At 42.8% G+C, this 25,036-nt stretch carries 14 protein-coding genes and 1 pseudogene; 11 read left to right on the forward strand and 4 right to left on the reverse strand.

Annotated features, from left to right (window positions below; translation table 11 throughout):
- The first annotated feature begins 168 nt into the window (after nucleotides 1-168).
- From I6E84_RS07865 to I6E84_RS07895, 7 genes are all read left to right on the forward strand, one after another.
- Nucleotides 169-1,854, forward strand: a complete 1,686-nt coding sequence (locus I6E84_RS07865) for a nitrite/sulfite reductase (RefSeq protein WP_197217301.1) — start codon at nucleotides 169-171, stop codon at nucleotides 1,852-1,854.
- Nucleotides 1,847-2,443: a DUF934 domain-containing protein gene (locus I6E84_RS07870; protein ID WP_197217302.1), complete on the forward strand. Its 597-nt coding sequence runs from the start codon at nucleotides 1,847-1,849 to the stop codon at nucleotides 2,441-2,443. Before I6E84_RS07865 ends, I6E84_RS07870 begins: the two co-directional genes overlap by 8 nt.
- 71 nt (nucleotides 2,444-2,514) lie before the next feature.
- A complete protein-coding gene (locus I6E84_RS07875; RefSeq protein ID WP_197217303.1) occupies nucleotides 2,515-3,153 on the forward strand; it encodes a phosphoadenosine phosphosulfate reductase family protein in 639 nt (212 codons plus the stop codon).
- Between the two features lie 368 nt (nucleotides 3,154-3,521).
- Nucleotides 3,522-4,472: an acetyltransferase gene (locus I6E84_RS07880; RefSeq protein ID WP_197130217.1), complete on the forward strand. Its 951-nt coding sequence runs from the start codon at nucleotides 3,522-3,524 to the stop codon at nucleotides 4,470-4,472.
- A gap of 271 nt (nucleotides 4,473-4,743) precedes the next feature.
- A complete protein-coding gene (gene cysG / locus I6E84_RS07885) occupies nucleotides 4,744-6,381 on the forward strand; it encodes a siroheme synthase CysG (protein WP_197217305.1) in 1,638 nt (545 codons plus the stop codon).
- Between the two features lie 144 nt (nucleotides 6,382-6,525).
- Nucleotides 6,526-8,127 carry an exonuclease SbcCD subunit D C-terminal domain-containing protein gene (locus tag I6E84_RS07890; RefSeq protein WP_227681344.1) on the forward strand — a complete coding sequence of 534 codons (1,602 nt, stop codon included), beginning with the start codon at nucleotides 6,526-6,528 and terminating at the stop codon, nucleotides 8,125-8,127.
- Nucleotides 8,128-8,223: 96 nt separating this feature from the next.
- Nucleotides 8,224-12,144 carry an AAA family ATPase gene (locus I6E84_RS07895; protein WP_197217307.1) on the forward strand — a complete coding sequence of 1,307 codons (3,921 nt, stop codon included), beginning with the start codon at nucleotides 8,224-8,226 and terminating at the stop codon, nucleotides 12,142-12,144.
- A 163-nt stretch (nucleotides 12,145-12,307) separates the two neighbouring features.
- On the opposite strand, the gene I6E84_RS07900 is transcribed toward I6E84_RS07895, so the two are convergent.
- Entirely contained in the window at nucleotides 12,308-17,155 is a 4,848-nt protein-coding gene (locus tag I6E84_RS07900; protein WP_197217308.1) for an NAD-glutamate dehydrogenase, read from the reverse strand.
- 471 nt (nucleotides 17,156-17,626) lie between these two features.
- On the opposite strand from I6E84_RS07900, the gene purD reads away from it, so the two are divergent.
- Together purD and I6E84_RS07910 are read left to right on the forward strand one after the other, a co-directional pair.
- Entirely contained in the window at nucleotides 17,627-18,958 is a 1,332-nt protein-coding gene (gene purD / locus I6E84_RS07905; protein WP_197217336.1) for a phosphoribosylamine--glycine ligase, read from the forward strand.
- A 331-nt stretch (nucleotides 18,959-19,289) separates the two neighbouring features.
- On the forward strand, nucleotides 19,290-20,684 hold the full coding sequence (locus I6E84_RS07910) for an ABC1 kinase family protein (protein ID WP_197217309.1): 1,395 nt from the start codon (nucleotides 19,290-19,292) through the stop codon (nucleotides 20,682-20,684).
- Nucleotides 20,685-20,823: 139 nt separating this feature from the next.
- Here I6E84_RS07910 and I6E84_RS07915 read toward each other — a convergent pair whose 3' ends face one another.
- Entirely contained in the window at nucleotides 20,824-21,501 is a 678-nt protein-coding gene (locus I6E84_RS07915; RefSeq protein WP_197217310.1) for a DUF938 domain-containing protein, read from the reverse strand.
- A 191-nt stretch (nucleotides 21,502-21,692) separates the two neighbouring features.
- On the opposite strand from I6E84_RS07915, the gene I6E84_RS07920 reads away from it, so the two are divergent.
- Nucleotides 21,693-21,884: a DNA gyrase inhibitor YacG gene (locus I6E84_RS07920; protein WP_197101193.1), complete on the forward strand. Its 192-nt coding sequence runs from the start codon at nucleotides 21,693-21,695 to the stop codon at nucleotides 21,882-21,884.
- A 47-nt stretch (nucleotides 21,885-21,931) separates the two neighbouring features.
- Nucleotides 21,932-23,113 (forward strand): aspartate aminotransferase family protein, encoded by a 1,182-nt coding sequence (locus tag I6E84_RS07925; protein WP_197217311.1) that lies wholly within the window; start codon nucleotides 21,932-21,934, stop codon nucleotides 23,111-23,113.
- Nucleotides 23,114-23,334: 221 nt separating this feature from the next.
- Here the strand turns inward: I6E84_RS07925 and I6E84_RS07930 are convergent, their stop codons facing one another.
- Nucleotides 23,335-24,234 (reverse strand): LysR family transcriptional regulator, encoded by a 900-nt coding sequence (locus I6E84_RS07930; protein WP_110923512.1) that lies wholly within the window; start codon nucleotides 24,232-24,234, stop codon nucleotides 23,335-23,337.
- A gap of 234 nt (nucleotides 24,235-24,468) precedes the next feature.
- Nucleotides 24,469-25,036: pseudogene (locus I6E84_RS07935) on the reverse strand (DNA polymerase III subunit gamma/tau); the annotation flags it as partial.

Here is a 25,036-nt window from a genome sequence, read left to right on the forward strand (position 1 = left end):
TGCTGTGTTTGGATATGTATATGTCTTAAAGGAATTTATGTTTTGAAGCACAAGCTTATATGATGTAAAGCTGAACGGTACACATTGCGATCGACAACAAAATATATTACACACGCAAATCATTTTCGTCGCTGCTTTTAAGTCTAAAAACAAATTTGAGATTACGTCATGTATCAATATAACTACGCTGACCAAAACTTAGTAGAGGAACGAGTCGCCCAGTTTCGCGACCAAACCGAACGGTTTTTGGCGGGTGAGCTGCCAGAAGAACAGTTTTTGCCACTGCGTTTGCAGAATGGTCTTTATATTCAGCGTTATGCGCCGATGTTACGTATTGCTATTCCTTACGGCCTACTAGCCAGCTATCAACTGCGTAAATTGGCAGAGATTACCCGTAAATACGATAAGGGTTACGGACACTTCACGACCCGTACCAATATCCAGTTGAATTGGCCAAAACTTGAAGAAGTGCCAGACATATTGGCGGAGCTGGCATCCGTACAGATGCATGCCATTCAAACGTCGGGCAACTGTATTCGTAACACGACTACCGATCCTTATGCCGGTATTCATCAAGAAGAGATTGCGGATCCACGCCCTTATTGCGAGATTATCCGTCAGTGGTCTACCTTTCATCCTGAATTTGCTTTTTTACCGCGTAAATTTAAGATTGCTGTCGTTGGTACTGCCAATGACCGCGCGGCGACGCAAGTACATGATGTTGGATTGCATGTAAAAACCAATGACGAAGGCGAGATTGGTTTTGAAGTATTGGTGGGTGGCGGTCTTGGCCGTACACCAGTGATTGGTAAAGTAATTAACGAATTCTTGCCACGTCAGCATCTGCTTAGCTATCTAGACGCTATTTTACGCGTTTATAACCTACATGGTCGCCGTGACAATAAATACAAAGCCCGCATCAAGATATTGGTCGAGAGCATGGGCGGTCCTGCCTTTGCTAAATTGGTCGATGCAGAGTGGGAAGCCCATACCAAAGATGGTCCACTGACGCTGACCGATGCAAACTTTGACACGGCTATTGGCTTCTTTAGTGAGCCTGATTATGTTGGTTTTGATGCTCTACAAGTACAGTCTGACTTGCAACAGCAACTCAATGCGAATAAAGACTTTGCCGATTGGTACAACCAAAATACAGTCGCGCATAAAATAGCAGGCTATCGCGCCGTCGTAATTTCTCTGAAAGCAGGCTTGGTCGACGGAACCTACGTACCATCTGGTGATGTCAGCGAATCACAAATGGATGCTCTCGCTGATCTGTCAGACAAATATAGCTTTGGTGAATTGCGTGGTACTTATCAGCAAAATCTCGTCTTCTCTGATGTGCAAACCAATCAGCTATATGAGCTATGGGAACAGTTGGCTGAACTGCATTTAGCACGCGCCAACATAAACACGCTAACCGATATGATTGTTTGCCCAGGTTGGGACTATTGCTCACTCGCCAATGCCACAACTCACAATATCGCTGAGCAAATCGAGAAGCAATTTGATGATCTCGACTACCTTTATGAATTGGGTGAAATCCGCCTAAATATGTCTGGTTGCATGAATGCCTGTGCTCATCACCATACCGGTGATATCGGTATCCTTGGTGTTGATAAAAAGGGTGAGCATTGGTACCAAATCAGCCTAGGTGGTAACTCTAGCAACGATGCCAAAGTCGGTAAAATATTGGGTAAAGCAGTACCAGCCGAAGATGTGGCGATCACCCTACAAAAAATACTGGACGTCTATTTAGAGCAGCGCGTGAGCAATGAGAACGACGTAGAAGCCTTTAGTGACTTGGTCAATCGCGTTGGCGTGGCACCTTTTAAGGAGAAGGTCTATGGGTAATCATCACGTATTAAATAGCGATGGTATCGATATCAGTCAGACCGATACGTGGCTAGCGCTCACCACTAATGAGCTACCAGGAGGTATTGCCCTAACCCACACATCACTACTTGAGCTATTGCATAAGTCAGAAAAAACAGATGTGCTGTTGCCACTTGATGATTTGTTAGACGCTACAGGCAAGATTGCTGGCGGACTATTACAACAAGTACGTGAGTTGCTGTCCCAACACACTAGCCGTACAGGCGTTTGGGTGACATCGGACAGTGACACGGATGTATTAGTTGGTTTATCAGAGTTTTTATTACAGCAAGACTTAATTGTCATTCATGTGCCATTGTTTGTCGATGGTCGCGGCTTCAGTTTTGCGCAGACGTTACGCCAAATGGGTTACGAAGGTGAGATTCGCATGGCTGGCAAGTTTGGCCGTGATCAAATCGCTTATCTGCTACGTTCTGGTGCAGATAGCTTTGTGCTCAGTGAGCATGATATGCAATCAATTTCTGATATTGGTCAAGCATTCAACGCGCTTGCCAGTAGCTACGATGGTCGAAATGCTGCTGCATTACCGATGTTTGCTAACGTTTAATTTACCATTCATTATTTATTTAACTTTTATTAAATTTATTGTTAAACCAATCCCATTGTAAGGAATGTATCATGAGTCAATTACAACCAAACCTAGATATCGATCAAGCCAACCAAGAGCTAAACGGCAAGTCGCCAGAAGAGATCGTTTCATGGGCACTAAGCCAAGCTAAAAACCCAATCATTACCACTAACTTTCGTCCTTATGAATCAGCGATTTTACATCTAGTTGCCAAGCAGCGCCCAGATATCACTGTACTATGGGTAGATTCAGGCTATAACACGGATGCGACATATCAATTCGCTAATAAAGTCATTCGTGACCTAAATCTAAATGTCGTTACTTATATCCCTAAGCAAACCGCTGCACATCGTGACGCGACCATGAACGGTATTCCTGGTATTGATAATCCACAGCATGATGAGTTTACTGACCAAGTAAAACTTGAACCATTCCGCCGTGCATTAGATGAATTGAAGCCTGACGTTTGGTTCAATGCTATCCGTAAAGATCAAACAGAATTCCGTCAAGGTCTTGATGTGCTTAGCCTATCAAAAGATGGTGTATTAAAAGTAGCGCCATTATTTGAAAAAACAGATGCTGATCTAGACGTGTATCTTGAAGAGCATAACCTACCAAATGAGTTTGACTACTTTGATCCAACGAAAGTAGAAGAAAGCCGTGAGTGTGGTTTGCATACTCAGCTGTAGATAGCGACTAAGTTATTAATGGCATTAAGAAGAAAAAAGAAGCGATGATTTCAATATCATCGCTTCTTTTTTGTGTTTAATATAGTCATTTATCAAAGGGTTTTCTCATTATTTTTCGTTAGGCAATAGCGCATTGTGCAGATGTTAAATGACTCATTTGGTATTTTTATACAACGTTTTAACGTTTTTTGGTATAACATTACGTTATTCTATGGCTTACCTTTGAGGGCTGTGCGCCATCACTTCACTAAGCCAACCCTTTTAAACCCAATTACGAACGAAATTGCCATCTTTGTAGATAATCACGCGCATCGTGTTACTCAAGATTGGTAATAGTTTTACCGCACTCATCAATATGGATATTTGTTATGCCCTCTATACAAAAAAATGACTCACTCTACGAAAAGCTCCATGATAAATTGCCTCCTGTCGGTAAAGCGGCATCTTTTCTGACTGGTGCCAGCGTCCTTACTGCCAACAGCATCTTCGTTGGTTTACCTATTTGGACTTTGGGTGCTGCGAAAGTACTAACCAAGTCAAAATACGCCGACGATGCACTCATTGCGATTACTAAATACTGGATTAACAGTAATAACGCCGTAATTAATCATGCGTTGCCTCATAAAGACTGGCGTATTAATATGCCTGACGATCTGAGCGAGGATAAACAATACCTACTCGTGAGCAACCATCAGTCTTGGGTTGATACCAGTATCGTGCAATATATTAGCCAAGATAGATTACCTTTGACGCGGTTCTTTACTAAGTTTAATTTGATTTATATTCCTGTTATCGGTCAAGCTTTTTACTTCTTAGACTTTCCAATGATGAAGCGATTTTCTTCTAAAGCGATGGCAAAAAACCCAGAACTTAAAAAACAAAATTTAATCGAAGCCAAGCGTGCGTGTCGTCAATTAAAAGATAAGCCTTTTGCGTTACTTAATTATCTAGAAGGTACGCGCTTCACCAAAGAAAAACATGACAAACAAGACTCACCTTACCAGCATCTATTAAAACCGCGGGCTGGTGGTCTGTCATTGGCAATCAATGCGTTAGGCGATCAGTTAGATTCGATTTTAGATGTCACTATCGTGTATCCAGATGGCACTCCTGACTATGATGATTTATGGAAAGGTAATATCCGTCGTCTGGGTGTTGATGTGACTCGCCTAAAGATACCTGATGAGCTGTTTGCCGCGATTATGGATGGTGGTTACGACCGTGATGAAGCCACGAAAAAGATGATGTTTGATTGGTTAGAAGATATCTGGCAACAAAAAGATGCACGTATGACTAAAATGCTCAGTGAGTTTGAGTAGGTTTTAGCATAAGACTGCATATATGATTGCGAAGATTTTATGAACATTATAGCCAGAGCACTTAAGCATACTGCTTTGGCTATAAGATTTTGTCCTTCAGCCATCCTTGCCATATATGGATGTATTTGGTTTATCTATTCCTTTTCCTATCAAAAAACACACCGCTCATATCAAAAACGAATATACTAATGCCAATTCACTGCGTGAGACGTCGCGCACGATACCTCATAATAGTGGTATATTTTACATTGAATGAATTGGTGGTGATGCTATGAACACTTTTCCATTATTTTTTAAATTAGAAGACCGCAAAGTGCTTATCGTTGGTGGCGGAGACGTGGCGCTACGCAAAGCGGATCTGCTGAGTCGTGCTGGTGCAGAAATCACTATCCTTGCCCCCGTTATTAGTGATGAAATACAAGCTTTGCTAAGCGATAGTAAGCATCAGCTCATCTATGAAAATTACAATAACACCTATATGTCAGGCGCACGCGTCATTATTGCGGCTACTGATGACGAAACGCTGAATCATCAAATCCATGCTGACGCCACCGCCCTAAATATTCCCGTCAATGTGGTTGATACGCCGCATTTATGCGACTTTATATTCCCAGCCATTGTTGATCGCAATCCTATTGTGATTGGTATCTCATCTAACGGCAAAGCACCAGTGCTAGCACGTTTACTACGTGCCCGCCTTGAGACGTTGATTCCACAAGGCTATGGCAAATTGGCCAAATTGGCAGGCGAGTTCCGTACTGAGGTAAAATCCAAGATTCCTACCTTAACGGGGCGTCGCCAGTTTTGGGAGCGAGCGTTTGAAGGCAAAGTCAGTGAGCTCATGTTTGCTGGTAATGAAACCCAAGCCACTGAGCAGCTACAAGCCGATTTAGATAGCACTGCTGCGAATATTGCCAGTGCTAATGAGGCAACAATCAATTCTACTGTGGTAGCTACTCCTGTAGTCGACAACGAAACCTCTTTGGATGCTACCACTCCAGTTGGCGAGGTTTATATTGTGGGTGCAGGCCCTGGTGACCCAGAGCTGCTAACTTTTAAAGCGCTACGCCTGATGCAGCAAGCGGACATTGTCTATTATGATGCCTTGGTCTCGCCACAAGTCTTAGATTTGTGCCGCCGTGATGCGGACAAAGTGTTTGTAGGTAAAAAGCGCAGCAACCATGCGGTCGCTCAACTTGGTATCAATGAGCTGTTGGTAAATAGCGCTAAAGAAGGTCGCCGTGTGGTTCGTCTAAAAGGTGGCGATCCTTTTATCTTTGGGCGCGGCGGTGAAGAGATTGAAAGCTTACGGGCACATAGCGTTCCTTATCAAGTTGTACCAGGCATTACTGCTGCCAACGCAGCTGCTAGCTATGCAGGTATTCCACTTACCCACCGTGATCACTCGCAATCGGTACGCTTTGTCACTGGATTTTTAAAGGCTGGCGCACCAAACAGTAACTTTAAGAGCTTTTTAAATACTGATGAGACGGTTGTTTTCTATATGGGTCTGCACTCTTTGCCTCGTTTGACTGAAGGCTTGATTGATGCTGGACGAGCTGATAGTACTCCTATTGCCATCGTATCCAATGCCAGTATGCCCAATCAGCAAGTATTAACCGGCACACTTGCCAATATCGTTGAGTTACAAGAGCAAAACCAGCTACCAACACCTGCGCTACTTATCATGGGAGATGTCGTCGCTCTGCATGATAATTTGGCTTGGTACAACTTACAAAATCAGCAGCACAATCAAAACAGTGACGATCTAGCGAAGAACTGGTTGCGCGAAGGGTCAAGAGGTAAAGTAGAAAAACAACCGATAGACCAACAAGCACATGCGCTCTCTATGATATCCAGTTTGGCTACGCAGCAAGAGGAAGGTTTAGAACAACTGATTATTGATTAATTTTTAGTATTAACTTTCAACAATAAAGAGCTCTATCGATAATAATATATTGGTAGGGCTCTTTTTTCACGCATTCCAACAGCGCAAACCACAAAAAATCTTGCTAGAATGACAGCTTCCCATTAACTGTCTTTAAGTGCAATTATGTCTACACCTGCCACTTCCAATTCAATGCCCGCTCGACCATTAACCATCCTACATACCTCAGATTGGCATTTAGGTCGTAGGCTTTATGGCCGCATGCGCTATGAGGAATTCGAGGCGTTTTTGAGCTGGCTTGAAGAGACAATTAGCACGCAAAAAGTCGATGTATTAGTCGTTGCTGGTGATATTTTTGATACCATGACGCCAAGTAATAGAGCCCAAGCGTTGTATTTTGAGTTTTTAGGGAGAGTTTCCAAGTCATGCTGTCAGCACGTGGTGATAGTCGCGGGCAATCACGACTCCCCTACTTTTTTAGATGCCCCCAGTCAGGTGCTTAAGTTCTTAAACGTTCATGTGATTGGCACTGCTTGTGACGATTTAAACAACGAAGTACTGGTTTTAGGTGATGTAGATGGCACTCCGCATTGTATTATCGCCGCTGTTCCTTACTTGCGTGACCGCGATGTGCGTAGCAGTAGCGCTGGCGAGTCAGCGGATAGCAAAGACGCCAATGTCATAAAAGGTATTCGTGCACACTATGATGAAGTAGCTAGCATTGCAAAATCCAAGCAATTTGAACTTATCGAAGCGCATAATCGGCATATCCCTATCATTGCGACAGGACATCTATTTGCTGCTGGCGGTACCACAACCGATGATGATGGTGTACGCGAGCTTTATGTTGGCTCACTGGGTAAAATCTCTGCTGATATGTTCGATGAAAGCTTTGATTATGTTGCGCTTGGTCATTTGCACGTGCCACAGCGGGTCGGAGGTTGTGAGCATATTCGCTATTCAGGCTCCCCTATTGCCATGGGCTTTGGAGAAGCCAAGCAGCAAAAGCAGGTATTGCTAGTAAAGTTTGGTGCTGCAAACAATGTCATATCAGATCTAGACGCTACCCCTGATCATCATATTCCTCAGCTTATCAATACAGCCTCTCATGTTAAAACGACCAAGATTGAAAAGTCAGTAGAAAAAACCGTTAAAAAAGTGGCTATTCAGGCAGAGCCTTTGATGGATGACTTGTTTGGTTTTGATGAGCCATCGGCCAATGAGAATGATGAGATTGTAAAAACTGATGTCACAGAGAACCCTCTTGCTCAGCAAGACCTAGATAATCAATCAGTTCCTACTCATGCCGCCACTGCCAATAAAATACTGCATCACGATAATTTGAATCAGATGCAAGTAGTTTCCTTACCCATTCCAAAATTTCAGAAACTGGCACAAGTCTCAGGTGACTTAGCGTCTATTCATCAGTCTATTGATAAAGCCATTCAATCACTTGATTCAAAAGAATCCGTTTGGCTAGAAGTTATTTATATCGGCGATGATATTGTTAGTGAATTACGTGAGCATATTCAGGCCATGGTAGAAGGCTTGCCATGTGAGGTATTAAAAATTAAGAACACTCAAACTTATAATAAAGTCCTTAACCAACAGCAAACCTCTGAGACATTACAAGACTTAAATGAAGAAGAGGTATTTGAGCGTTGCTTAACTGCTCATAGTATTCCTGATGAGCAAAAGTCAACCTTGCGTGATGCCTACGATCAAATCGTTTACAACCTGCGTCATGCAGATAGCCATGCCGAATAATATAAGTTATTCAACATACATAGCTTCTAACTTTTAACTGATGCCTTTAGCTTTCTCAGCTTTTAACACTGCCCTATATCAAAATAAGACCTGCCCATGCGCCTAATTGAACTACGACTAAAAAATCTAAACTCGCTAAAAGGTGAATGGCACATTGATTTTAGCGACCCTGCTTTTCTCAATGAGGGCATTTTTGCTATTACTGGGCAAACAGGTGCTGGCAAGACCACCATACTGGATGCCGTTTGCTTAGCGCTATACAGTCAAACGCCAAGATTGGGTGATATTACGGGTTCAACGAATGAGATAATGACCCAAGGTACGGGCGAGTGCTCAGCAGAGGTTATCATCGAGATAAATTCCAAACGCTATCTATGCTATTGGTATCAACATCGTGCCCACAAAAAAGCCAAAGGCAACTTATTACCGATTAAGCATGAGATTAGTGATGTTGAAACAGGTGCTATTTTAGAAGAGAAAAAATCTAAAACATCAGCCTACATTCAAGATCTAATCGGTATGGACTTTAATCAATTTACTCGTTCCATCATGTTGGCACAAGGTAGTTTTGCGGCGTTTTTGAAGTCTGATATTGGTGATAGAGCTGCCATTTTAGAAAAAATAACGGGTACGGCCGTCTATGCCAAAATATCGTTAAATGTGCACGAGAAAAAACGCTCAGAGGAAGAAGTGCTTGGCAAGTTACTAGCAGGCGTTAATAGCTTATCCTTATTAAATATTGAAGATGAAAGACGACTGGCTACAGAGTTAGACACTCTGAATCAACAGCAAATCAAACAACGACAAACATTCAAAACCCTGAGTGAACAACTACAGTGGTTGGATAGCTTCTATCAACTACAACAGAACCTCTCGGTTTATCAGGCTGAGTTCGCAACAGCGCAACAGGAACAGAAAGATTTTATCCCAGAAGCACAACGCTTAGATATTGCGACCAAAGCCTTAGAAATTGACAGCCAGTTTCGCGCGCTGTGCTATAGCCGAGAGATGGTCAATAGATTGAATGCTGAGCAACAAACATTGCTTAGTAAAATCCCGACACAGGAAGAAGCGCTTGGGCAAGCTTCAAGTCATCTAAATGAGGCGAGTACTTTTGAAAAGAACGCCACAGATAACTTACAAACCGCTTTACCCATTATTAAGAAGGTGCGTGAATTAGATGCTGATATAAAACAGCAAGCTCATGCTTTATCAAATGACAATCAACGTAAAGGCGTACTGGTTAATAATACTCAACAATTACGTCAAGAAATAGCTAGCCATAAACAAACAAAGCAGGATATTAACACTCAGTTTGACAGTATAGAAAAGTACTTTAATGACTATCCAGAGGTAAACGATCTCGATACAGATATGGCAACCTTTGATAGCAGCTGTAGCCGATTAAAGTCATTGCTAGAAGACAATATGCGCTTAGCTGCCGATAAACGAACACATGGTCATCAAGCCAGCCAACTACAAGCAAGTTTTGATCAATTGTCTCAGCAGCAGGACGCTGATACGTCATTAATAACACAACAGCGTGAGCAACTTGCCAGCGTACGACAGCAGCAAGCAGCACTCATCCAAAAACAATCGCTGGTTAGTATGCGTCGTGATCAAGAACATGTTGATCAAATTAATAACCAAACTGAGCAGGCTCGTTTCAAGTTACAACGACTGTCCGAACTTACTAGCCAAATCAAAAGAACCACTCTTTCACTACCAGCACTTAGCCAAGCGTTAACTAATTTAGAAGAGATAATTACCAGTCATCAATCAGACATTCAAAATGCTAAGCTCAAACGACAAGATAAACAAGAGCATCTAAATCTACTACAGAAAGTCGCTAAGCTTGAAGACTATATAACAGAACTACAAGACGGATCGCCCTGCCCGCTTTGTGGTGCTCATGAACATCCTTATGGTAAACACCATCCGTTATTAGACAATCATATCGACGACAATGCCGACCAAAGCCAATTGTCTAAAACACAAAAGATTCAGCAAGAAATGGCGGCACTAGAAACTGTTATAGACAATCTTGAGCAGACATTATCAAAACACCGTCTTGAGCATGCCACAAAGAAAGAAACGCTTAATAACCAACAACAGCAATTAGCGCCTTTACAGCAAGAGACAGAGACCTTATCTACTGATATTCAGGTTTATCTGGCCTCATTATTTGATGATAAAAATAGTTACTCTGAATCCATTGCAGCGACCATTCATCCGCTTACTCAAATTATGGATAACGTCAATGGTTCGATTGACGTAGACAACTCTCTATCTTTATTGGATGCCGCCAAACACAATCTGATTGATTACAAGCAGTCTCTACAAACCATGATGGGCCAATACGATGTGCTGACACAACGTATTGCACATATTAGTACTGCAATCGAAACCGATGAAAAGCATCAACAAGTACTTATTCGCGACATCAGTAATTTGGCAACTGATAGTAAGCTTAATGCACAGAAAATTGAGAGTATTGAAGAAAGTATCGCTGCCAACTTCTCTGAATTGGCACCTATTATGACCGCTGTTTCAGCTCTAGCGCATAAATACCCTATAGAGAACCATAAAGAGTATTTATCTGTAGCTGTTAGTACAGCAGACATCAATGGTGCACTCAAGCAACTGAATGATGGGGTTACTGAGCATACCGTCATAGACAGCTCAGACTATGACCCTCATATCGAAAGACTCCGTCAACAGCGTGGCGCCCTAAGTCAGTTAAAACAATATTGCCATGAGCAAAAAAACGAACAACAGGAGCTAACCAATACGATAAGCGGCTTAACAGCACAGATTGATGCCAAACAAGCACAGCTTACCAATGACGAAAAATCGCTCGAAGAACTAGAGCGCTTAACTACTAATAAAACCAATACTATCGAGAAATTAAAGCAAGATAGAAAAGAGATTTTTGCGGATAAAGAAGTAGATGCTGAGGAGACTCAATTACGAAGTGCGGTCGATAAAGCTCAAACCGGTAAGGTAATGGCACAAAGGCAGCTAGACACCATACAGCAGACATTAGAACAATTAAAGGTTAGACAGCAGCAGCTAGCAACAGAGCTACAATCTGCGACTGGTACGCTTAATACACAACAAATCGAGTTTACTAATTTACTATCAGAATCACAGTTCGCCGACGAAGCTGCTTTTGTCAGTGCACGCCTGCCTAAACAAGAGCGTGAAGCACTACACATACGTAAATCGATTATCGACAATGCCTTGCGACAGGTGAAGTCACAGCTAGATAGTACTCAGCAATTATTAGCGCAAAAACTTGCTGCTCCTATGACAGATAAGGATAGAGAAACGCTTGCTGGCGAGTATCATCAAATACAGACAGATATTGATCAACTCAGTCAGAAGATAGGCGCAATTGACCAAAAGCTCAAAGATAACGACAATCAAAAAGGCGAACAAGTAGCACAACTCGTGGCTATCGACGAGCAAAAACAAAAGCTACAAGTTTGGCAGCAGCTACATACGCTAATTGGGTCAGCTGATGGTAAAAAATATCGTACCTTTGCTCAAGGGTTAACGTTTGAAGTTATGATTAGTCATGCAAATACGCAATTGCAAAAAATGAGTGACCGTTACCTACTCATCCATGACGACCACAATCCGCTTGAGCTTAATGTGATTGATAATTATCAGGGCGGCGATGTTCGTAGTACTAAAAACCTCTCTGGTGGCGAAGGCTTTATTATCAGCTTAGCACTTGCCTTGGGACTATCACAAATGGCCAGTCATAACATTCGCGTGGATTCGTTATTCTTGGATGAAGGCTTCGGCACACTGGATGAAGAGTCACTTGATATCGCCCTCGATACGTTAACGAGCTTACAACAGGAAGGCAAGTTAATCGGTATTATCTCCCACGTGCAGGCACTAAAAGACCGTATCTTAACCCAAATTAAGGTTGAAAAAATCTCTGGTGGCTTTAGCCAAATTAGCGGTCAAGGGTGTCAGAGAGTTGTCGGTGAAAAAGCCTCGTAAGTTAATCCATTTTTCAATAATAGAGTGTCAGTAATCAAGATGTAAACGCTCTTGTTTGATCAGATAATAAAAAACCACCGTTAATTAATAACGGTGGTTTTTTTGAGATAGTATTTTATTCAGTCAGTGACTTATTCAATCACTCATTTAGTTACTTAATTAATTACTTAGTGACTAAACCACTCAGCTCACTCATCAACACTGATAATGTAGACAGGCTGATTTGACTGTCTGCATCATTAGCATGAAGCTGATCTAACTTGCTCATCTCTGATGTGACAGATTCTAGATGATCTAAGTGACGTGAGCGCCACTCGCCAAACGCTTGTTTCGCATCTGGTTTAGATAATATGGCATCCATCAACAGACGCAAGCTACGTGACAGCTCATTCATCAATGCATGACGTGCACGGCGATCCCAGTAATCTTGCTGTGGTAAGGTGGCGATATTGTCCATCATCCAGTCTAACTGCAAGACATGGTAGGCTTCAAAGTATAGTGTTGCAATCTCATCAACAGGACGCTCGTACAGCTCTGCTAACAGCGCGGCATCGAGGGCATCCACATGATAAGGCAGCATAGCAAACAATGCAGCATCACTATTAGACAGGTCTTCCTGCATCAGGCTAGTCGTATCTTCTTGCAAGTACGCTGCAAATTGTTGCTCAATGAAACCACCTGGTTTCGTTAGCTTTTCAACGCTATCGCTAAAGCGGCTAATCATATCAGCGACTTGCAAATCTTGACCAAAGGCATTGATAAACCAAACGACACCGCTCTCAAGTGCATCACGCAGACGTAGCTCGAGATTTAACAGTAACGTAGCATCGACTTGATTGTCCAACGACTCAAGCGTTTTCCAAGCTTTTGACACATCAAAAACATCACGGCTAATCGCATAGCCACGCACGATGGTGGCCAGTGATTGATCGGTCTCTTCGAACAGACGGAACAGTGCTTCGATACCCAAACGGTTGACCACGCTATTGGTCAGATAAGTACTGATAATCTCACGATGTAAGCGATGCTCTGTCATCTCATCAAAGAAGCGTGACGCTAGCTCATCAGGGAAGTACTTACGCAGCTCGTTGATGAAGTATGGATCATCTGGCAAATCAGAAGACAATAAGTTGTCATACACCCACATCTTACCGTAAGCCATCACAACGGCTAGCTCAGGATTGGTCAGGCCAGCATTCGATTTTTGACGTTTGGCAATCTCTTCATCTGATGGCAGATATTCGATTGCACGGTCGAGACGTCCTTCGCCTTCTAGCATCTGAATAAAGCGTTGATGATCGCTTAGGTTCGCTGATGCACGAATGTGACTCAGTTCAATCGCTTGAGGCTGTAGGTAGTTTTGGCGTAGTACCAATTCTGCCACGTTATCGGTCATGCTCTCTAACAGCTCATTACGCTGCTTTAAAGTCATGTCACCTTGCTCAACCACTTTACCCAATAAGATTTTGATATTGACTTCGTGATCCGAGCAGTTAACACCGCCTGAGTTATCAATGGCATCTGTATAAATGCGTCCGCCCGTTTGAGCATATTCAATACGGCCTTGCTGCGTGAAGCCTAAGTTACCGCCTTCACCAATCACCGCACAGCGAAGCTCGTTGCCGTCGATACGTAGTGAGTCATTCGCACGGTCGCCGACATCAGCATGGGTCTCATTAGCGCTTTTGACATAAGTACCGATACCGCCGTTCCAGATGAGATCAACAGGCGATTTCAATAACGCACTGATTAAATCATTGGGTGCGAGACTGTCTTCGTGGATATCAAAGATTTCTTTCATCTCGGCACTGATAGCGATTTTTTTGTCTTGGCGTGAGAATATACCACCACCTTGGCTGATTAATGAGGTTTCATAATCTGCCCATGATGAGCGTGGTAACTCAAACAAACGTGCGCGCTCAGCATAAGAGGCCGCAGTGTCTGGATTAGGATCAATGAAGATGTGCAGATGGTTAAAGGCGGCGACCAGCTTAGTATGGGTTGAGAGCAGCATACCGTTACCGAATACATCACCACTCATATCACCAATACCGACGACAGTGAAGTCATCACGGTTTTGGATGTCCATACCGCGCATACGGAAGTGACGTTTGACCGACTCCCAACCACCACGTGCCGTGATACCCATCGCTTTATGGTCATAACCTACTGAACCACCTGAAGCAAAGGCATCATCAAGCCAGAAGTTGTATTCTGCTGCTAAGGCGTTGGCGATGTCAGAGAAAGTCGCTGTACCTTTATCTGCAGCAACAACCAAGTATGGATCGTCTTCATCATGTCTGACTGTATTGGCTGGCGGGACAATCACGCCGTCTACGATGTTGTCTGTAACATCGAGCATACCGCGCAAGAAAGTCTGATAACAAGCGATACCTTCCGCTTGAAATGCTTCACGACCATCCGCCATGGTTTTGGTTTTGACGATGAAGCCGCCTTTTGAACCAACAGGCACAATCACTGCGTTTTTCACCATCTGTGCTTTAACTAAGCCCAGTACTTCGGTACGGAAATCTTCCATACGATCTGACCAGCGCAAACCACCACGGGCAACCTTGCCTCCACGTAAATGGACAGCTTCAACACGTGGCGAGTATACAAATATCTCAAACATCGGTTTAGGTTTAGGCAAGTCAGGAATATCTGCTGCCAAAAACTTAAACGACAAACGATCTTTACGCTGACCATCGGTATCAGTCTGGTAGAAGTTGGTACGTACCATGGCATTGATTAAATCTAAGTACCAACGGAGGATACGGTCTTCATCGAGACTGTCTACATCTGCTAGCGCTGCGATGATTTTTTCTTGTACCTGAGCCGTTTGCTGTGTGCGCTCATCTTCACTGTACTTCGGATTCATGCGAGCATCAAACAGGCTGACCAGTACCACACTGATATCGCTGTTTTTTACCACAGTTTGTTGAATGTAGTTACTAGAGAATGGTGCGCGGGCTTGCATCATATAGCGTGATAGCGCTCGTAATAATACCACCCCATAAGTATCCAAGTTGGTCGTTAATACCAATTCGTTAAAGGAGTCACTTTCAACACGTCCTGCCCAAATTTGTTTGAGACTGTCTTCGAACTGACCACGTACCACTTGCATATTGACGGTATCGACATGTTCTAGCGTCAGCTCATACTCTTGCATCCAAATCGGCTGCTCTGGCAAGTCGAACTCATAGGTCTGTGCTGAAATAACCGACACACCAAAGTTTTCAAGAATTGGCAGGACTTTGGATAAAATAACAGGCTGCTCACGACCGTAGAGTTTTAGATGCAACTGGTTGCTTGCATCACCCGTTGATTGGTACAAGTGCCAAATCATCGGTTGCTCTGCGGTCAATACAGCCAAGCGCTTGGTATCTTCAACCGCTGTACGCGCATCGAAACGCTCTTGATACGCGGCAGGAATGTAGTTCAAAAAGCGACGGTTTAAGGCGTTGGCATGCTGCTCACCGACATTATCAAGAAGTACTCTTTGATAGTCATCACTCCATGACTCCATTAACGCTGACAATTTGGCTTCTAGTGCTGTCGTATTGACGTCGTTCACTTGACCAGGCACTGTGCGTACATGGACATGCACACGAGCATGAGCAGATTCATTGAACTCAGTGGTAAATCCTGAAGAGGTTCCACCATAAGCATCTTTTAGCACGTTTTGTACTTTGATACGCAGCTCAGTGTTGAACTTATCACGTGGGATGTAGACCAAGCACGAGACAAAACGCTGATAATGATCAATACGGCTGAATAGACGCAAGCTCTTTTTGTCTTGTAACTGGCTAATACCAGATACGATAGGATATAACTCTTCGACACCGGCTTGGAATAAATCATCACGCGGTAACGTGTTAATCACATGCATCATTTTATGATGGGCATGACCGTCACGTGGCAACTCTGCCATGGCCATAATCTTATTGGCTTTTTCACGTAATAGCGGTATTTGCTGTACGGTCAGTTGATATGCTTGTGAGGTCAATAAACCGATGAATCGATATTCACCAACCAGCTTACCGTTGTCATCAAACTTATGAATGCCCAAAAAGTCCATATATACTGGGCGATGTACAGGCGATACTCGGCTTGATTTTGATAGCATCAATACGCGTGGCTCAGTCAATAGTTGCTTCAATACTTTAGGCAGTTGACTAAAGCTCTCTGACAATTTGTCTTCTTCAGCACCGCGTAATAAACCAAGACCACTATTACCAATGGCAAATAAATCCAAGTCCACAGAATCGGTATCAACTTCAACAGATTGCCCGCCTTCTAAGCGGTATTCGCGATAACCCAAGAATATAAAATGATCGTCTAATACCCAATCTAAAAACGCTTGGATCTCTTGCTGTGAATAAAATACTTCTGGCAATGGTTTTGTAGACAGCTCTGCCTTAATATCTGTCAGCTTCGAGCGCATTTGCGTCCAGTCACCAACGACTGTATCTAGCGTATCGATTTTAGCCAATAGCATTTGTTGTAGTGCGTCCAAATCTTCGTCATTTTGATAAGCAATCTCGCAATGAATCAAAGACAGATGTGAAGTGGCACTTTCATGTGCGCCTTCGATATGCGTAATATCACCATCATCGTTACGATCAACGCTAACAATGATATTGTAAGTACGATGTACATCGATACCCTCCGCTTCGAGACTCATCAAAATCGTATCGACTAAGAACGATCGGTCATAAGCCACAATTTGGATTACTGTGTGCGAACTGTGAAAATGCTGCTCTTCCGCTTTAGGGTTGAGTACAGTCAGTTGTGGTCTACTGCGGTCATAGGCTTTGAGCAAAGTAAAGTGATGTAACGCCATGCCTGCCAAATCAGCATTACTGATGACTTTTGCCGTTTCTTGGTGGAGCGGCTGGTAATAGCTATGAATAAAATGGTCAAACAACGACTTATCTTTTTGTACATAACTGGTCGCAATATCGCTTATCTGACTGATTCGCTCTGTTGCGATACTAAGAGAGTTTGGCATGTTCTTTATCCTTTTTTATAGATCTGGTCTATCTATTATTTATTTGAGTTTATTAATGAGTAACATCACTGGCAGCGCATGAATATATTGAATACTATTGATGCCGCGAGGCAGTATAGCCATTTATACAAATTATTCTAATTTTTTCTTACTTTTTTGAGTTTTTCTCCTATATTTACTACTATATTTCGATGACATGCAGCAATCAGGATATAACGCCATTAATCTAGTGAAGTGTAACGCAACTAGGGCGCTAGCTGAAGTGTGCAACATCATTTCATGAATCAGCAACATGTCGATAACATTTGCTAATGAGATAAAAGTATACTTTTGCTTGTCTTTGTTATTGATTGGCTGCTGGCAAGTGATACTCATGGTAATCAGTACGACTTTTTTGTTAGAATATGCCGGTATATTTGAGAGTGTGTGACTAACTCATTATTAATTTTAATGCTAAGGGCGAGACGTATGATGAATATTTTGGTAATCGGTTCAGGTGGTCGCGAACACGCGCTGGCATGGCAGTGTGCAAAAGACGATAAGGTCAATAATATCTACATCGCTCCTGGTAATGCTGGTACTGCACTTGAACCTAAATGCCAAAACGTAATCTTAGAATCTACTGGTGATAACGCTAGTGAACATAGCGCAGTGATAGCGTTTTGCCAAAATAATGATATCGACATGGTCATCGTTGGACCAGAAGCACCTTTGGTGACTGGTATCGTTGATGCATGTCGTGATGCTGGCATCAAAGCATGGGGTCCGACAGCATATTGTGCACAATTAGAAGGCTCAAAGACCTTTGCTAAAGAATTTATGGCGCAAAACAATATCCCAACAGCTGCTTATCAAGGCTTTACAGATGCAACAGCAGCCAAAGCTTATATCGATGAGCAAGGTGCACCAATCGTTATCAAAGCTGATGGTTTAGCTGCTGGTAAAGGCGTCATCGTTGCTGAAACGATCGAACAAGCACATGATGCAATCGACGACATGCTAGCAGACAATAAATTTGGTGATGCAGGTAGCCGTGTGGTTATTGAGCAGTTTTTGCAAGGCGAAGAAGCCAGCTTTATTTGCATGGTTGATGGCGACAATATCTTACCGATGGCAACCAGCCAAGATCACAAGCGTGCTTTCGAAGGTGATACAGGGCCAAACACGGGCGGTATGGGCGCATACTCTCCTGCACCAGTCGTCACTCAGGATGTACATGACAAGGTAATGACTCAAGTCATTCAGCCAGTGGTTGATGCCATGAAAGATGCCGGTCATCCTTATACGGGCTTCTTATATGCTGGCCTTATGATTGATGAAGCAGGCGATCCTTATGTGATCGAATTCAACTGCCGCTTCGGCGATCCAGAGACACAGCCTATCTTGATGCGTTTACAGTCATCAATGGTAGATTTGGTCGCTCAAGGGCTAGCAGGTCAGTTGCCTAGTGATGCTAAATGGGATGCCCGCCCTGCTCTCGGTATCGTTGTTGCGTCTAAAGGCTATCCAGAAACCTCTTCAAAAGGTGACGTTATCGCTGGCTTGCCAAAGTTAGATAGCAATAATGACAATGCCGTTAAGGTATTCCATGCGGGTACGGCATTTTCTAATGCTGACGAAGCCAGCTCTGAGAATGAAGTGGTGACCAATGGTGGTCGTGTGTTATGCGTGACTGCACTGGCAGACAATATCGCTGATGCTCAACAAGCTGCATTAGCCGTGACAGGTGCGATTAGTTTTGATGGTGCACAGTATCGTCGTGACATTGGCCATCATGCCATTGCTCGCGAAAATGCTCAGTAAATTCATTACCGTAAAATCAGTTAGTCATCTAACTGAGTAAAATCCTTCTATTCTATTATTCGACCTAGCAACACGCTAGGTCTTATTTTTTGATACAGTTTCGTCTTCCAAACAGACCCTAGTATATTTCTACAAAATGATACCCAATAATTTAGCAAAAATTAAATGTTAACATAAGTATCAAAGAGGCTATTCAACCTTAGTATTATCAACAGACTCATCAACCAGATATGCTTTATATGATACAATTTTACCCCTATGCATCGTATCTCCCTTGTATTGTAGGTTCCTAACCCACAAATCAATACCAACCGGATGAATGATTATATTTATGGCAAATGATACGTCTAAACCTTCTAGCAATAAGCAATCCATCGATAACTTAAAAACCTCAGGGTTTGAGCGTCGAATGTCGATTGCCAAAACTTCCTTAAACATTGGTCGTCGTTGGGCAGGTAATAGCGTGTCTGGCATGTTTTTGAATAAAGAGACGCGTACAGCGCGTAACCAAGCTTTTATGGAAGAACAAGCAAATTACCTTGCATCAGAGCTCGGTAAGTTAAAAGGTTCTGTCGTAAAGATTGGCCAAATGCTGGCAATTTATGGTGAGCACATTTTACCACCTGAAATCACGCGCGCGCTCCAAACCCTAAATGACGATACGGCTACATTATCATGGCCAACGATAGAGCTTACATTACGTCAGTTGTTGGGTAAGAAGTTAGATGAACTAGAAGTTGACACTGTCCCTATTGGAACCGCTTCACTTGCCCAAGTACACCGCGCAACAGTCATCGAAACTGGCGAGCAAGTAGTACTAAAAATCCAATATCCAGGTGTGGCCGATGCTATCAACTCTGACCTTTCTCTATTCAAGCAATTATTGAAAGTCAGTAACATCGTTCCACAAACTCGCTCACTCGATGCATGGTTCGAAGAGATACGTGACCTACTCCATCATGAAGTCGATTATGAAGCAGAAGCATCAACCACAGAACGTTTTTATGAGCGCCTAAGCAACGATCCGCGTTATGTCGTTCCTAAGATTAACCGCAGTTATTCAAAAAAGCGTTTATTGTGCATGTCTTATGAGCCAGGTATCACAGTTGTATCTGATGCCCTACAATTACTCCCTCATGAGCGCCGTAATGCCATTGGTCAAGCTGCTATCGAAATCATGATGCAAGAGATTTTTGTTTGGGGTGAAATGCAGACAGATCCAAACTTTGGTAACTATCTAGTTCGAGTCAGTGAGGATAAAGATGGTATCGATAAATTAGTCTTACTAGATTTTGGTGCGATTCGCCAGTTTGATAATAACTTATTAACCATTGCCCACGGCTTGTTAAAAGCTGGCTACCGCCATAACCATCAAGCGATGAATCTAGCAATGACTGGTTATGATTTCTTTGATAGTATGAGTGGCAAAGTGCGTTCCGATATTGCTTCGCTATTTCTGTTGGCAACAGAGCCATTCAGCGATCCAGCGATGAATCCTGATATCCCGTCTGTCTGTCTAGATGAAGGCAACCGCTATATTTGGGCGAATAGCAAGCTACACTCGCGCCTTTCTACAGAAGCCACACGAGCAATGCAGTCTTTCGAATTTAACCTACCACCGAAAGAATTTATGTTTATCAGCCGTAAATTCATCGGAGCTTATACTTTTTTGACAGTTTTGGATGCTTATACCGATTCTAATAAGCTCGTTAAACCCTATTTATAGTATCGAATAATTACCTATTTTTTGGCCGTCTTTTAGTGACGGCTTTATCTTTTATTGATTTTATTTGCTTAGGCTATTTTATATTTGTTAGTTTTGATTATTCCAGTCCCTCTTCATATTCATATTATTTTTACTTAGGCTATTTGTCTTCGCTTATATGGCCTACTTGCCATTCATCAAACCTTGTTTTATACCCTTCTGGCTTACGCATGTTCAGCTCCCAACATGTTTCTCCGCGCGCTAGATACTTCACTTCAAAATGTGTGCGCTGGCTATCAGTCGCTACTGTATATCGAGTGTTTGGCAGGCACCATACCTTGGTTGCCTGCTGCTCTGCATTATCCATATATGCTTCTATATTGGTGACGAGCACTACCTCGCCACCTATCTGCAAACGTGACAATAGAAACTCAAAAAATGGCATATTTAGCCACTGTTGATTGGGGTTATGCTGTTCAGGATTTGGATAAAGAATAAATATTTTTGCCAAACTGTTCGGCTTGATAGCGTGCACCGTCCATGCAATGGCATCAGCATGAATCGCGTCTAGGTTCTGTGAAGCTTGTATTGCCGCCAGTTTCGCAAATGCTTCGAATTTGTTGCGTGTACGCTCAATTGCTATCAAATGCTTATCAGGATTTTGTACTGCAAAACCAAGCGCATGCTTGCCCTTCCCTGCACCAATCTCTAATAATAAGGGCAGATTATTTTTGTTTTCACCAATGATGCTTGGCAAGATAAAGTCACGCGGTGCTGAGAGTCTCTGTGGTTGAAATGCACGCTCTTGTTGATGCGTAAGCTCAATATTGTCAGTCATTTACTATCCTTAAAGTATTTGTCTTTTGCCATTATTCGGCTGCATGCTATTATATAGTCAATCCGCTGCAATAGTAATATGACGACAGCTAGCAATGCTAAAACCGTCTATTAATCATCACGTAGGCAAACCTACTGACTGTCATTCACTATTAATAATTCAAATAAATCGAGGATGCTTTCACTCTTATTATGACTGACCCTACCCCCAACACATCACCCAAGACTTATCCTTGCCCACGCTGCGGCACCCAAACAGCATGGCAGGATAATAAATATAAGCCGTTTTGTAGTAGTCAATGCAAACTTATCGACTTAGGTTCATGGGCAAATGAAGACTATACTTTGCCTGCGGAAACCACGCCATTCTCTGACGAGCTATAACCAATCACTTTTCTTTTTACTCACTGTTCCTCTTAAGGATGTTTTATATGTCTGCTACTTACCTGATGCCCACTTATAACCGCCAGCCAATCAACTTTACGCGTGGTTCGGGCAGTTGGTTATATACCAAAGATGATACGCCTTATTTAGACGCACTGACTGGCATTGCTGTCTGCGGATTGGGGCATTGCCATCCACAGGTGACCGATGCCATTCAGCAGCAAGCAGCGACTCTAGTGCATACCAGCAATCTATTCGGTATTGACTGGCAAGAGCGTGCAGGAGAGATTCTGTGCACGGCAGCTCGAATGGATAGCGTGTTTTTTGCCAATAGTGGTGCTGAAGCAAATGAGGCGGCCTTAAAACTGGCAAGACTATACGCACATAAGCAAGGTTTTAAACGTCCAAAAGTTATCGTAATGGAACAATCATTTCACGGTCGCACATTACTGTCACTGTCTGCCACTGCCAATCCAAAAGCGCGTGAAGGCTTTTATACATTAGATGATGACTTTATTCGTGTTCCATTTGGCGATATTTCAGCCATTAAGCAAGCAGCACAAGACCATGATGATATTTGCGCTATCTTTGTAGAGCCTATTCAAGGTGAAGGTGGTTTGAACACCGCTGCCAACGGGTTTACGTACCTTGAAGAGATACAAGCAGAGTGTGAAGCTAACAACTGGCTATTTATGTTGGATGAAGTTCAGACAGGTAACGGCCGTACTGGTAAGTATTTCGCTTATCAACATAGTAATGCGCGCCCTGATGTATTGACAACAGCTAAAGGATTAGGCAATGGTTTCCCAGTGGGAGCCTGTATGGTACGCGGACGTGCTAATGGTTTGTTTGGTGCAGGTAGTCACGGCTCAACGTATGGTGGCACGCCATTGGCAAGCCGCGTGGTGCATACTGTCTATGATGTACTCGGCAACAGTAACATAATGGAAAATGCGGTTATTGAAGGGCTATTCATTCGAGAGACGCTAGTTGATACACTGGGACAACATGGCGTGAGCAGTCGCGGTGCAGGGATGATGATTGGTATCGCCTTGCCTGAAGACATGGACTGTAGTCAGCTCGTAGATCGTGCACGTGATGAGCAAAAGCTAATCATCAACGTTACTGGTGGCCATGTGATACGTTTGCTACCGCCGCTGAATATGAGCCGAGATGAGAGCACACAAGTGGTTGAACGCTTGGTTTATTTATTACAACCGTCTTTTTAGAGTGTGGCTGATAAATACCATAGTTAATTCACAATCATTTGAATATGTGCAAGTCAGATTAGCAAAAGCACTATAGATGACAGACTAAGCGATAAGGCTCTTCACACTCTATTCAGTTGATATAGAACTGAGAACCATAAAAAAGCCTATAGATAGTTATATCTATAGGCTTTTTGCTGACTGCTAATCACTGAACTTCTAGCATGTCATTAAGTTACCACTTAATTGGCATGAAAATACTTTTTCAAAACTTCTAAACAGCGAGTTATTTTAGCGGGTTGCTGTTCACCATTTAAGGTAACTGCATATAGCACAAAGCTTGGTAACTGATAACCAGTTAAAACTTCAACCAACTCACCACTCTCAAGCTCTTTCTTGATATCCATTTCCAACATTCTAACCAAACCATGGCCTTCTTTGGCCAAAGTGGTTGCCATAAAGACATTGTTGGTATAAATGCGTGAGTTCATTTTTGTGCGGGTTTTTTTACCCGTTTCGGTTTGAACCAAATCAATTTGATTGGCATCTTTCATGATTTCAATACAAATCAGCTGGTGATCGGCCAAATCTTTGGGCGTTTGTAACTTAGTATGTTGACGTAGATATTGCGGTGAAGCAACGAGCATTTGACGCACGTCTGTCAAAGGATGACTGCTCAGACTAGAGTCATTCATCGATGGGCTCATCCGTATCGCTATATCGATACGCGCGTCAATCATATCGACATAATGATTGTCTGCTAAATAGGTAATGCTAAGATCATCATGCGCTGCCATCCACGTAGATAGTGCTGGCAAAATATGATTCACACCTAGCTCAGGCGTTGTAGCCACGCGTAAGCTACCTGCTAACTCATCACGCAGTTGATTAACCTTTATTCGGCCTTGTTCAGCCGCACTCACCACATCTTTTGCGGCCTCGTAAAAACTTTCACCCGCTTCTGTTAAGCTCAGCTTACGAGTTGAGCGATGCAGTAACACCACACCTAAATCATTTTCTAATGATCTGATTTGCTGACTAACTGCACTGGTGGTAATACCTAGCTCACGAGCTGAGCCACTAAAAGAACCATGTCCGACCACACTGGCAAACACAGCCATACCGCGTAAATTATCCAACATACTTTCACCTAAGCTACATTTCAATTTTTAATATAACTTAACCACTATAACGAATTTTTAATTTCCTTATAGTAATTAAGCATACTTCTATTATTCGGATTTATCCATTTTATAAGCAATAAAAGTAAAAACATCAAGACGATAGTACAATATCACCTTGATGTTTTGTGTAGTAATTGCGTCTGACAACTATATAGAACTTTAAATAATTTTAACAATATTTTTTCTGACTGCTTAATACAAATGTACCTTACCCATCCTTCCTTCACCACGTTCAGTTAGGTATTGCATCACTGGAGTGTTCAGCAATTTTGACTCTGCAACCGCCTTAGCTTGTACTAAGCGTTTTTGTTGGCGACGTTCAGGTGTTTTATCTTCAGCCATCATGACGCTACCATCAATTTTCAGGTCGATCTCCGCTTGGGTAAACTGCTGTTGCAATTTGGCTGCTAACTGTTGAAAAGTCGTTTGCAGATGTCGGCTATCCACACTGGTCACAAAGACTGCCTGACCATCACATAAACCGGTCATCATGCCTTGACGAGCAAGCGCCAACTCATCTTGGGCCAAGACATCTGCCTCACGAGCAGTCTGTAACCAATAATCCCATTTCTCTGGTGTCCACTCACCCACCAGCTCTTGTGTCGGACAACGTAGTAAGGTACGAGGATCATCAATGTGTGAGGTTAACTGAGAATTATTTACGCCAGGCTCAACAACTGGTTCAGGCTCAACAACTGGTTCAGGCTCAACAACTGGTTCAGGCTCAACAACTGGTTCAGGCTCAACAACTGGTTCAGGC

This window comes from Psychrobacter sp. SCQQ22 (assembly GCF_015864605.1).
GTDB lineage: Bacteria > Pseudomonadota > Gammaproteobacteria > Pseudomonadales > Moraxellaceae > Psychrobacter > Psychrobacter fozii.

Excerpts from the sequence above, each read along its gene's own strand:
- I6E84_RS07865 (WP_197217301.1), top strand. The coding sequence starts at position 169 with ATGTATCAATATAACTACGCTGACCAAAACTTAGTAGAGGAACGAGTC.
- I6E84_RS07875 (WP_197217303.1), top strand. The coding sequence starts at position 2,515 with ATGAGTCAATTACAACCAAACCTAGATATCGATCAAGCCAACCAAGAG.
- I6E84_RS07930 (WP_110923512.1), bottom strand. The coding sequence starts at position 24,234 with ATGTTGGATAATTTACGCGGTATGGCTGTGTTTGCCAGTGTGGTCGGA.
- purD (WP_197217336.1), top strand. The coding sequence starts at position 17,627 with ATGAATATTTTGGTAATCGGTTCAGGTGGTCGCGAACACGCGCTGGCA.
- cysG (WP_197217305.1), top strand. The coding sequence starts at position 4,744 with ATGAACACTTTTCCATTATTTTTTAAATTAGAAGACCGCAAAGTGCTT.
- I6E84_RS07870 (WP_197217302.1), top strand. The coding sequence starts at position 1,847 with ATGGGTAATCATCACGTATTAAATAGCGATGGTATCGATATCAGTCAG.
- I6E84_RS07880 (WP_197130217.1), top strand. The coding sequence starts at position 3,522 with ATGCCCTCTATACAAAAAAATGACTCACTCTACGAAAAGCTCCATGAT.
- I6E84_RS07900 (WP_197217308.1), bottom strand. The coding sequence starts at position 17,155 with ATGCCAAACTCTCTTAGTATCGCAACAGAGCGAATCAGTCAGATAAGC.
- I6E84_RS07895 (WP_197217307.1), top strand. The coding sequence starts at position 8,224 with ATGCGCCTAATTGAACTACGACTAAAAAATCTAAACTCGCTAAAAGGT.
- I6E84_RS07920 (WP_197101193.1), top strand. The coding sequence starts at position 21,693 with ATGACTGACCCTACCCCCAACACATCACCCAAGACTTATCCTTGCCCA.
- I6E84_RS07890 (WP_227681344.1), top strand. The coding sequence starts at position 6,526 with ATGTCTACACCTGCCACTTCCAATTCAATGCCCGCTCGACCATTAACC.
- I6E84_RS07925 (WP_197217311.1), top strand. The coding sequence starts at position 21,932 with ATGTCTGCTACTTACCTGATGCCCACTTATAACCGCCAGCCAATCAAC.
- I6E84_RS07910 (WP_197217309.1), top strand. The coding sequence starts at position 19,290 with ATGGCAAATGATACGTCTAAACCTTCTAGCAATAAGCAATCCATCGAT.
- I6E84_RS07915 (WP_197217310.1), bottom strand. The coding sequence starts at position 21,501 with ATGACTGACAATATTGAGCTTACGCATCAACAAGAGCGTGCATTTCAA.